Origin of the sequence: Jatrophihabitans sp., from assembly GCF_051960575.1 — a bacterium.
Taxonomy (GTDB): Bacteria; Actinomycetota; Actinomycetes; order Mycobacteriales; family Jatrophihabitantaceae; genus JBQCEE01.
On the sequence record NZ_JBQCEE010000021.1, the window covers coordinates 1 to 8118 of the forward strand.

At 74.6% G+C, this 8118-nt stretch carries 7 protein-coding genes; 6 read left to right on the forward strand and 1 reads right to left on the reverse strand.

The window, feature by feature from the left end:
• Positions 1–99: 99 nt before the first annotated feature.
• A complete protein-coding gene (locus tag ACTHMS_RS00980) occupies positions 100–1074 on the reverse strand; it encodes a T3SS effector HopA1 family protein (protein ID WP_440304810.1) in 975 nt (324 codons plus the stop codon).
• A 182-nt stretch (positions 1075–1256) separates the two neighbouring features.
• On the opposite strand from ACTHMS_RS00980, the gene ACTHMS_RS00985 reads away from it, so the two are divergent.
• From ACTHMS_RS00985 to rplL, 6 genes are all read left to right on the forward strand, one after another.
• Positions 1257–2897, forward strand: coding sequence for a S8 family peptidase (locus tag ACTHMS_RS00985; protein ID WP_440304811.1), 1641 nt, complete (start codon positions 1257–1259; stop codon positions 2895–2897).
• Positions 2894–3484, forward strand: a complete 591-nt coding sequence (locus ACTHMS_RS00990) for an RNA polymerase sigma factor (protein ID WP_440304812.1) — start codon at positions 2894–2896, stop codon at positions 3482–3484. The genes ACTHMS_RS00985 and ACTHMS_RS00990 overlap by 4 nt, the downstream gene beginning before the upstream one ends.
• Positions 3481–3990 carry a carboxypeptidase regulatory-like domain-containing protein gene (locus ACTHMS_RS00995; RefSeq protein WP_440304813.1) on the forward strand — a complete coding sequence of 170 codons (510 nt, stop codon included), beginning with the start codon at positions 3481–3483 and terminating at the stop codon, positions 3988–3990. Before ACTHMS_RS00990 ends, ACTHMS_RS00995 begins: the two co-directional genes overlap by 4 nt.
• A gap of 11 nt (positions 3991–4001) precedes the next feature.
• The gene (locus ACTHMS_RS01000) at positions 4002–6563 is read left to right on the forward strand and encodes a CHAT domain-containing protein (protein WP_440304814.1); all 2562 of its coding nucleotides are present in this window, start codon (positions 4002–4004) and stop codon (positions 6561–6563) included.
• Between the two features lie 249 nt (positions 6564–6812).
• Positions 6813–7496: a 50S ribosomal protein L10 gene (gene rplJ, locus ACTHMS_RS01005; RefSeq protein WP_440304815.1), complete on the forward strand. Its 684-nt coding sequence runs from the start codon at positions 6813–6815 to the stop codon at positions 7494–7496.
• Positions 7497–7550: 54 nt separating this feature from the next.
• Entirely contained in the window at positions 7551–7946 is a 396-nt protein-coding gene (rplL, locus tag ACTHMS_RS01010; protein ID WP_440304816.1) for a 50S ribosomal protein L7/L12, read from the forward strand.
• Positions 7947–8118: the final 172 nt, after the last annotated feature.

An 8118-nucleotide genomic window follows, 5' to 3' on the forward strand; every position in this document is an offset into this window, starting at 1 on the left:
GGGCTGCCCCCCCCCCCCCCCGGGCCCCCGCCCCCCCTGGGGGGCGCGGGGCCGCGTGGTCCCAGTGGGTCCCCCCGGCCCCAGTTCCCCCCGGGTCGGTCACCCGGCGCCGTCCCTCCCGACGGCGCCGGTCGACGCACGCTCCCTCCGCCAAGGACGCGCGGGATCGAGTCCTTGTTGCACGAAGAGGCGGGCGAGTTCGTGCAGCACCGGTCCGGGCTCGCGCAGGGCGAGCGCCAGCAGGTGGCAGCGGTGCTCGCCGAAGGTCATCCCGTTGTCCGGTGTCTCGGCCAATCCGACGCCGAGGGCGAGCGGTCGGCTGAGCGGCGGGGTCACCGGCAGCAGCAGCGGTTCGAGCCGCACGAGCAGGTCGGCGGGCAGCGCGCCGGCGTGGGGCAGGTCGAGCACGATACTGCCGCTGCGGCGCAGCCGCCGGGCATCGGTGGCGGCACCGAGCACCCACGGGTGCTCGGCGTCGAGCAGCGTGGCCGTGACCTCGTGCACGACCGCGGGCGCCGCGTGCGGGTGCGGGCTCAGCAGCAGGCGGAGCCAGTCGCGCCGGTGCCGCGGCGGGCACCACCGCTCGCCCCAGGTGCGCCACCAGCCGTCGCTCGCGATGGCGTCGTGCCGGCGCACGGTGACGCCGTCCGGTGCGGTGCGGCGGCTGGCCGCGCCCGCGTGGGCGAGCCGGTAGACACCGGTGAGCGGACGCACCAGCGGCAGGTCGTCGGTGATGATCGGCGCGAACCACTCGTCGTAGAGCACGGCGGCGGTGTGCCGGCGTCCGTGCGCGTCGTGCCCGGCCTCGGCGAGCAGCGCGACGGCGTGGTGCACCTGGCCGGCCGCCCACGCCGGCCACGGCGTCGGGTGGTTCGAAGGCGCACCGACGGAGAGGGTGGCCCAGGGACCGGTCGCACGGCCTCCGTGCGAATCCACCGGCGCGGCCGCGTCCCCCGCGGCGACGACCGGTCCCTGGGCCACCTGCGTCGACGCGGTGTCCCCCGACCCGCGTCCGGAACCGAGCTGCTCGTGCGGACCCCCGACCAGCACGAACCCCTTGGACGACTTGTCCATCCCGCTCACCTCCGGCGACGTCGGTGGGCAGGAGACGTCCGGACGCGGCCTGATACATCCCGCGGCGGACGTATTTCGGCGACCGTCCGTAGCTCCTGTGTCCCGGGTGCGCTGCTTCCCCCGCACCCGCAGACCGCCCTAGGCTCATCCGGCGACTCGCCGCCTCAGCAGGAAAGGTCACGATGGCCACCACCGACTCGCCGTCCGGCGCGTCCCAGCCCCCGCGCAGCCCGCTCCCACGTCGGAAGCGAGTGCTGCAGGTGCCCGACGACCTGCTGCACCGCTACAACGCCCGGGTGCTCGACCCGTCGACCGCGTTGCAGGTGCCGGGCCAGACCCCGATCCACTCGACGGTCTACATCGCCGACCGGCTCATGCTGTCCGGCGGCCTCGACGCCGAGGCCCTGGCGCTGCTCGAGCGGGCTGCCGAGAGCGTGGGCGTGCGCATCGTCGTCGACGACAAGCACCGCGAGTCCCCGTCGCGGGCGGTCGCCCGGCGGCTGCGGCTGGACGACGACGAGGCGATGTTCGCCGCCCGTAGCGTGCGGCTCGAGCCGGCCACCGACGCGCCCTCGACGCCACCGGACGCCTGGCAGGTGCTGCAGACCTTCCGCTCCTTGCTGCCGAAGGACGACCCGGCGCAGCGACTGGTCGCGCTCGACCACCTGATGCTCGCCGCGCCGTACTGGAACGGCTCGCCCTACTGGAACGGCTCGCCGTACTGGAACGGGTCGCCGTACTGGAACGGGTCGCCGTTCGGGGAGGCGTCCGGCGCCTCGTCGGAGTACGCGGCACCCGGGCACGGCGGCCGCACGCCGGTCAACTGGGTCGGCCCGGCCCCGCACCGCCGCCGTGACGACGAGCTGCCGGGGCGCCGCCCGGTCGTCGCCATCCTCGACACCGGCGTCGGCTCGCACCCGTGGCTGCGCGACGACATCGTCACGCGGCACGTCGAGGTCGACGGGCACCCGCTCGGCGACCAGGACCCCACCTCGAACCCCGAGGTCACCGGCGTCACGACCGACCCGTGGGAGGGCGTGCTCGACTCCGACGCCGGCCACGGCACGTTCATCGCGGGGCTCATCCGGCAGACCTGCCCGGACGCCGACATCCTGTCGATCCGGGTCATGTCCGGTGACGGCGCGGTCGTCGAGAGCGAGGTGCTCGAGACGCTGCGGCTGCTGCTCGTGCGGCAGCGGCACGCCCAGCACCACGGCGACGCGTCGAAGCTGATCGACGTCATCTCGCTGTCGCTCGGCTACTACCACGAGCAGCCGGACGACGCGACGTTCGACCCGGTGCTGCTGCGCCCCATCGCGGCGCTCGCCCGGTGCGGGGTCGCGGTGGTCGTGGCGGCGGGCAACGACTCGACGTCGCGGCCGTCCTTCCCGGCCGCGTTCGCGCCGCACGCCGACGGCATCGTGCCGGACTTCGAGCACGACGCCGTGCCGGTCGTCAGCGTCGGCGCGCAGAACCCGAACCGCACCGTCGCGCTGTTCAGCAACGCCGGGCCGTGGGTGCTCTGCCACCGTCCGGGGGCTGCACTGGTCAGCACGTTCCCGATCACCTTCGACGGGTCGGGCCAGCCGTCGTCGCGCGTCGCCACCGACGAGGGTTGGCGCGAGTCGATGGACCCCGACAGCTTCCACAGCGGGTTCGGCGTCTGGAGCGGCACCTCGTTCTCGGCACCGATCCTGGCCGGTGAGCTCGCGCGGCACCTCGTCGACGGGCAGTGCGGCGACCTCGACCCGGCCGACGCCGCGAGTGCCGTCGCCCGGTGCTGGGCTGCGATCACGCGGGAGCTGGGGGTGACGCGTCCATGATCTCGACCGAACCGGTGCCGGAGACGCTCTCCGGCCGGGCGGCAGCGTTGTTCACGGCGTTCCGCGCCGGCGACGAGTCGCGCATGTCGGACCTCGTCACGCTCGTGACGCCGATCCTGTGGCACACCGCCCGCGCGCAGCGGCTCGACCACCAGGCGGCCGAGGACGTCGTCCAGCACACCTGGCTCACCCTCGTGCGCAACGCCGGCAGCATCGCCGACCCGCAGGCCGTGCTGCAGTGGCTCATCGTCACGACCCGCCGCGAGGCATGGCGCGTGGTCAAGCGCGCCGACCGTGTGCAGCCGACCGAGTTCGAGAGCGACGACGTCGCGACGCCCGCGCACGAGCGGCCCGAGGAGCTGGTGCTCACGTCCGACGACGCGAGCCGGCTCTGGCAGCACATCGCCCGTCTGCCCGAACGGTGCCAGGCACTCCTGCGCGTGATCGCCTTCGCCGACCGGCCCGACTACGCCGCGCTCGCCCAGGCCCTCGGCATGCCGATGGGCAGCATCGGCCCGACCCGCGGCCGCTGCCTCGCAAAGCTCCGCCAGCAACTCGCCTCGGACGAGGCCTGGGAGACATCATGACGCCACCGTCCAGCCAGCCGTCGCTCGACGAGCTCGCCGCCGCACCGCTCGACGCCGTCGACGCCGAGGTGCTCGCCCGCATGGCCGCGCTCTACGACGCGCTCGACCCGGTGCCCGCCGGTCTGGTCGACCGCATCACCTTCGCGATCACCCTCGACGCCCTGCACGCCGAGATCGCCCAACTGCAGCACACCGACGAGCTGGCCGGTGTCCGCTCGGGCGACGCCACCGAGGTACAGAACGTGACGTTCACGAGCACGCACCTCACCACCATGGTGACGATCAGCCCCGAGTCGGCCGAGACGGTGCGCATCGACGGGTGGATCGCACCGGGCGCCGGTGTCGCGGTCGAGCTGCGGGGGTCGGGCCAGACGCTGCACACGGTCGCGGACGAGGACGGCCGCTTCGTGCTCGACGGCGTCGCCCGGGGGATGGTGCAGCTGGTGCTGCGGCCCCCGGCGGAGACGGGGCTCTCGGCCGTGGTCACGCCGTCGCTCGAGGTCTGAGCGGTCGGGTCGTGCCCCCGCATCCCGCCGACCTCGCGGAGCAGTTGCACCACCGGGCGCTGACCGAGCAGAACGCCGGGCGCCACGGGGCCGCCCTCCGGCTGCTCACCCGCGCCCGGAGGGCGCTCGACACGCTCGACGCGCAGGAGCTCGCGGCGTCGGCGGGGATCGCTGCAGCGGTCGCCATCAGCGTGGCCCTCAACGAGGCCGAGCTGAGCGGGGTCGAGCGCGGCCTGGACGCGATGCGCGAGGCGCGCCGGCTCGCCGAGGCCGCGCGGTCGCCGGCGCTGCTCGTGCGGGCCCACAACCAGACCGGGCTGATCGCCAGCCGGGCCGGCCGGTGGCACCTCGCGGCGCTCGAGTTCGAGCAGGCACTGGGGCTGCTCGACGAGGCGAACGACAACGACCGGTACTCGGTCCTGCTGAACCTCGGCACCCTGCGCATGATGCGCGGTGACCTCGCGGGTGCCCGCCCGCTGCTGCAGCGGGCGGTCGACTTCGCGCGCGAGCGCCGGCTGGCCGCGTCCGAGATGAAGGCGCTGCACAATCTCGGCTACCTCGACTACCTGCGCGGCGACCTGCCGAGCGCGCTGCGGCTGATGGACGAGGCCGACCGCCTGCCCGTCGACGTGTCCCGCGGCGTGCTGCTGCTCGACCGCTCACGCGTGCTGCTGGACGCCGGGCTGCTGCAGGAGGCCGACGCGACGCTGCTCGCGGCGCACGAGCTGTTCCGGTCCGAGCGGCTGGCCCAGGATGTCGGCGAGACCGAACTCGAACGTGCCCGGTGCGCCCTCGTGCAGGGCGACGTCGCGGCGGCCCGCCGCCTGGCAGCGCGGGCACGCGACCGGTTCCGCCGCCGCGGCAACGACCAGTCGCGACGGGCGGCCGAGCTGGTGCTGCTGCAGGGCGACCTCGCGGCGGGACGACCCGGCCGGCGGCTCGTCGGCCCGGCCCTGCGGCTGCGCGACGAGCTGCACGGTGCCGGCCTCGCCGGGGCCGCGCGCACCGCCGGGCTGCTGGCGGCGGAGGCGGAACTGGCGGCGGGCTCGGCCGGGGCGGCCGCGAGGGTGCTCGCCGACCTCGGCACGCCGTCGCGCCGTGACCCGGTCACCGCCCGCCTGCACCACCACCTCGTCCAAGCACGGGTCGACGACGCGTCCGGCCGGCGCAGCGCCGCGCGCGCCCGGATCGGCCGGGCGCTCGGCGAGCTGGCCGCCTACCAGAGCACCTTCGGCAGCATCGACCTCGCGACGGCGGCCGCCGTGCACGGTCGCCGCCTCGCGGCGCTCGACCTCGAGATCGCGCTGCGCGACGGTCGTCCGCACGAGGTGTTCGACGCCGCCGAGCGCAGTCGCGCGGTGACTGCGCGGTCGGCCGCCGTGACGCCGCCCGACGACGCCGAGCTCGGCGAGCGGCTCTCGGAGCTGCGGCAGGTCGTCGAGTCGGCGCGTGCGGTGTTCGACCCGCAGGCGCTCGCCCGCCTCGACGAGCGGCGCGTCGAGCTCGAACGGATCGTCAGCGAACGCCGCTGGACGCTCACCGGCAGCGGCGCGACCAGGCCGCCCTGCCACGTCGACGAGGTCGCCGCCGCGCTCGACGGATCCACGCTCGTCTCCCTCGTCCAGTCGCGTCGGCATCTGCACGCGGTGGTGGTCGGCGGCGGTGCCACCGCGCTGGTCGACCTCGGCCCGATGCCGCCCGTGCTCGAGGCGGTGCGCCGCGTGCGGGCCGACCTCGACGTGCTGGCCCAGCCCCGGCTGCCGGCACCGCTGCGCGTCGCCGTGCACGCGTCCTACACCCGGTCGCTGACCGCGCTGGACCGAACCCTGCTGGGGGCGCTCGGGATCGACGGCCGGCTGGTCATCAGCGCCACCGGTGTGCTCGGCCAGCTGCCCTGGTCGGACCTGCCGTCCCGCCGCGGCCGCGCCACGGTCGTCAGCTCGTCCGCGACCGGGTGGCTGACCGCGCAGTCCGCGGCGCCGAGCGGCACCCGCGAGATCGCCGCCTTCGCCGGCCCCGACGTCGGCAGCGGCGTCGCCGAGGTGGCCGGGGTGCACGCCCACTGGCCGCACGCCGCGGTGACGGTCGGCACCGAGGCGACGGGGGAGTCGCTCACCAAGGCGATGGCCACCGCCGACCTCGTCCACATCGCCGCGCATGGCACCCACCAGACCGAGAACCCGCTGTTCTCGTGCCTGCGCATGGCCGACGGTCCGGTGTTCGCGCACGAGTTCGACCACCTCGGGCGGGCCCCCGAGCACGTGGTGCTCTCGGCCTGCGAGCTCGGCCTGGCCACCGTGCGTCCGGGGGACGAGGCGCTGGGCCTGACCAGCGTGCTGCTGCGGCTGGGCACACGGTCGGTGATCGCCGGTGTCGCGCGGGTCGCCGACGGCCTCGCGGCGACGACCATGACGGCGTACCACCGCCGGCTGGCCGCGGGCGACGACTCGGCCACCGCACTCGCCGGCGCGCTCGCCGCGAACGACCCCGACCAGCCCGCGCCCTTCGTCTGCTTCGGCGCGGCGTGGTGGGCCCAGTCGGCGCAGTCGGCGCAGTCGGCGCAGCCGGTCTGAGTGCGTCGTCGCGTCCGGAGTGGATCATCGGTTTGGCTGTCGTGACGTCCGTCGCGTACTGTCGTCACCGATCCACCGAAGACCGCTGGTCGTCGCATGCGCACATGCGACCGAAAGCTCCGGAGCGCCGGGGCGGCCCGCGCAGGCTGGACGGTACGGCTTGCCGCCGCCCCGTGCGCCCTGCGCCGGGGCGTCTCTCGTCTCCGGGCCCGATCGACCGGCCCTGAACGCAACGAGAGGAGGTAGCACATGACGACCCACGTCCATTCCCGGCAGACGCCGAACGAGGAGAAGGAAGCGGCGGTCGCCGCCATCTCCGCCCAGTTCGCCAACTCGACGGCGGCGGTCATCACCGAGTACCGCGGCCTGTCCGTCAAGCAGCTCACCACGCTGCGGCGGGCGCTCGGACGCGACACCGACTACGCGATCGTCAAGAACACGCTCACCAAGCGGGCGGCGGCCGAGGCCGGCATCCCGCTGGACGAGTCGCTGCTCACCGGCCCGACGGCCATCGCCTTCATCGCGGGCGACCCGGTCGAGGCGGCCAAGGGGCTGCGCGACTTCGCGCGCGCGAACCCGCCGCTGATCATCAAGGGCGGCGTGCTCGAGGGCAAGGCGCTCACCGCCGACGAGGTCACCAAGATCGCCGACCTCGAGTCGCGCGAGGTGCTGCTCGCCAAGGCGGCCGGCGTGCTCAAGGCATTGCCGACCCGCGCGGCCGGCCTGTTCCAGGCCCCGCTGTCCCAGATGGCCCGCCTGCTGGCGGCCCTGGAGGAGAAGAAGCCCGCCGGCGCCGCCGGCTCGGCCGACGCTCCGGCCGACAGCGCGACCGACACCCCCAGTGAGACCGCGGCGGAGGCCGAGGTCCCGGTGGCCGAGGCCATCGAGATCGCTGCGGGCACCGAAGAGACTCCCGCCGAGCCGGCGGAGTAACCCAACCGGATCTGCCGGCTCACCCGGCTGTTCAGTACGAGAAAGGACGCCATCATGGCGAAGCTCAGCACCGACGAGCTGCTCGATGCCTTCAAGGAGATGACCCTCCTGGAGCTCAGCGAGTTCGTGAAGCAGTTCGAGGAGACCTTCGACGTCACGGCCGCCGCGCCGGTCGCCGTCGCCGCGGCCGCCCCGGCCGGCGGTGGCGGTGGCGGTGGCGCCGAGGCCGCCGAGGAGAAGGACGAGTTCGACGTCATCCTCGAGTCGGCCGGCGACAAGAAGATCCAGGTCATCAAGGAGGTGCGCACGCTCACGAACCTCGGCCTCAAGGAGGCCAAGGACCTTGTCGACGGCGCGCCGAAGCCGGTCCTGGAGAAGGTCAACAAGGAGGCCGCGGACAAGGCCAAGGCTGCCCTCGAGGGCGCCGGCGCCACCGTCTCGGTCAAGTAGCACCCCGCTGCGTCCAGCAGCGACCAGCAGTACCAGTAGCACCGCCACGGGGCGGCCGCATCAGCGGCCGCCCCCTTCGGCGTCTTGTACCCGATCTTGATGCCCGGGCCGGGCCGGAGGTCGGGGAGGGCATCCCGGTCGGACGACGCCGGGCAGCCGCGTCCGGACCCGG